Below are 2,652 nucleotides of genomic sequence, written 5' to 3'. Positions count from 1 at the left end.
ACGCATCAACGGTCAGCGACAACGGATCGACCATCAAGCGCCGGCCCACGGCAGACTGGCCGACGCCAGTCAGCGCGACCCGATCCTCGTACTTCTGCGCCGATACCATGGGGCGTAATGCTTTTCGTATCTCGCGCGGCTCCGGAATCGAGCCGCTGCCCAGCAGCTCTTCAGTTTCTGGATCGGCCTCGAACAGGGGGATATGGATGTCATCGTGTTGTTCGAACCGGACCCGCACCCGCATCCCGACGCGAATGTCGTCCGGGGCGACGTCGATGAGATTAGTAGTCAATCGGGCGCGGTCGTCCTCGGCGAGGGCCACCACAGCAACGACGTAAGGCGGCGGGAATTTCGGTAACCAAGATTGATGGTTGACGCTGAACCCGACCACCGTTGCTTTTCCGCTTGTTGGCGTGAGGCCAACGTTTCGGCTGCGGCATTCGGGGCAAATCGGCAGCGGCGGATGGAAGAAGCGGTCGCAGTCATGGCATTGCGAGATCCGCAGGACGCCATCTGAGCCGGAGTGCCAGAAATCTGCGCTAGCCAGCGATACCTGCGGCAGCGGACGACCCTCAGCAGAGCCAGTCATTGCTGGGGACTCTGGGCAGATCCGGGTTCTGCATTCACTTCACAACGCACGACGACCTCATTGTCTCGATGTCCAGCACCAGTCTGGTTCCCGATCGATGTTCCGGATCGAGAGTATCGCGCACATCATCAAAATAGTAGTTGTATTTGTGGCCTTGAGACAGCACCGATCATCAGCGCAGAGCGGTGAGCCGGTTGTAAGTGGATCGACACAATCCGATCGCCGAGGCCCTGCTGAACACGTCATAGCTTTACTGAGGCCGTATTTGGCGAACAGCGGTGCTATCGCGCCGGCGGTTCTGACGGCAGCGACGACGTTCCGCGGTCGCCCGTCGTACTCAGGAGGTTTCGTAATTAGTCTACACAATTAGAGGTTTGGCACGGTACGGTGAGGCTGCGCGATGTCGGATCGCGCTGATCCTGCGGCGACCGAAGGTGCGTCGCCCCTACTCGAGGAGGTCGTGCGGCGATATGCACCGGCCGATGGAGGGCGTCCGCGTCCTCGAAGTCGCTCAATTCACTTTCGTCCCTGCCGCGGGTGCTGTCCTTGCCGACTGGGGAGCCGATGTGATCAAGGTCGAGCACGCCGAGCGCGGTGATGCGCAGCGCGGGCTGGTCCGCCTGCTTGGACTTGACCTCAATAACCCCGGGGTGGCCTTCTTTCCGATCATGGAGGGACCCAACCGTGGTAAGCGAAGCGTGGGTCTGGCGCTGGACAACCCCGCTTGCCGGGCGGTGTTCGAGAGTCTGGTGCGCTCCAGCGATGTCTTTCTGACCAATTTTCTACCCGATGCGCGTCGTCGGTTGGGGATCGAACTCGACGATGTGCGCAAGATCAATCCGAATATCATCTATGTCCGCGGGAGCGGGTTCGGGCAGCGCGGACCGGAGGCGGACAAGGGTGGCTATGACAGCACCGCATTCTGGGCGCGAGGCGGTAGCGCGGCTGGACTCACCCCGCCGGGTGCGGAACAGACACCGCGGATGCCGGCGGGGGCCTATGGAGATTCGCTGGGGGGAATGACCATCGCCGGTGGCATTGCCGCGGCGCTGTATTCGCGCGCAACTACCGGGGAGCCGTCGGTAGTCGATGTGTCGTTGCTGGGGGTGGGCGCGTGGGCCACGCAGTTCTCGGTGAACCTCGCACTAATGTCCGATGCGCCGCTTCCGGAAACGGTGCGGCCAAAACATGGTTCCGCAACCAACCCCCTGATCGGCGGGTATCGGACCTCAGACGGGCGGTGGCTGGAATTCGCCATGCTTCAGCCAGGCCGATATTGGTCGGAATTCTGTGCTTTGGCCGGGCGGGAGGACCTGGCCGTCGACGAACGGTTCAATACGGTCGAGAAGTTGATGACACACGCCGGCGAGGCCGCCGACATCATCGCCGAACTGGTCGAAGCGCGCCCGTATGCAGAGTGGCTAGAGGTCCTCTCGCGGGGCGAAGGGCAATGGGCTGCGGTGCAGAATTCCTGGGAGGTTGGCCGCGACGCCTCGCTGCGGTCGAATGGTCTCATCGCTCAACTCACCGATTCCGACGGCGTTGAACGTGAATTGGTCACCAACCCTGTGCAATTCGACGAAACTCCGGTCACTTTGACGCGGGCGCCGCAGTTCGCCGAACACACCGATGAGGTGCTGCGCGAATTGGGTCTGTCCGAGGATGAGTTGATCGAGCTGAAGATCGAGGGTGCGATCACCTGATCGGGCTGTGGCCCCGCCGAGCAGCACGGTGTTCAGATCGCGGTCTTACCCAGCGAGCTAACGGTGAAGGGCGCGCAGCCGACGCTGGGCCAACGGCCAATTGTGCTGCGCCAACGCACTGACGACCCTCGCCTTCGCTGTGGCATCGCCAGCGGTAGCACCGTTGATGTGCTGGCCCGCATTCAGCCTGTCCATCAGGTCGATGAGGATGTCGAAAAACAAGCACAGTACCGGGTTTGCCGTTGCATGAACCAACGACAACTGCAATGCGCCAACACCTTTAGACGCGGCATCTTGGAGTTCATGGATGGTTTTTGAGTCGCTGGGCCAGGCTGCGCGGCCCAAGATCTCGACCGCACC

The 2,652-nt window shown here is 61.8% G+C and carries 3 protein-coding genes; 1 reads left to right on the top strand and 2 read right to left on the bottom strand.

What is annotated here, in order from left to right; translation table 11 throughout:
• Positions 1–589: Zn-ribbon domain-containing OB-fold protein (locus ABW137_RS03620; RefSeq protein WP_526396973.1), on the bottom strand; the 589-nt coding region annotated here is incomplete at its 3' end.
• A 482-nt stretch (positions 590–1,071) separates the two neighbouring features.
• On the opposite strand from ABW137_RS03620, the gene ABW137_RS03615 reads away from it, so the two are divergent.
• Positions 1,072–2,292 carry a CaiB/BaiF CoA transferase family protein gene (locus ABW137_RS03615; protein WP_526396971.1) on the top strand — a complete coding sequence of 407 codons (1,221 nt, stop codon included), beginning with the start codon at positions 1,072–1,074 and terminating at the stop codon, positions 2,290–2,292.
• Between the two features lie 57 nt (positions 2,293–2,349).
• Here ABW137_RS03615 and ABW137_RS03610 read toward each other — a convergent pair.
• Positions 2,350–2,652, bottom strand: a 303-nt coding sequence (locus ABW137_RS03610; protein WP_526396969.1) for a hypothetical protein, incomplete at its 5' end; no start/stop codon positions are given.

The sequence above is a fragment of the Mycobacterium sp. genome (genome assembly GCF_040509115.1).
GTDB lineage: Bacteria > Actinomycetota > Actinomycetes > Mycobacteriales > Mycobacteriaceae > Mycobacterium.
This window is presented reverse-complemented; position numbering and strand designations above follow the sequence as displayed.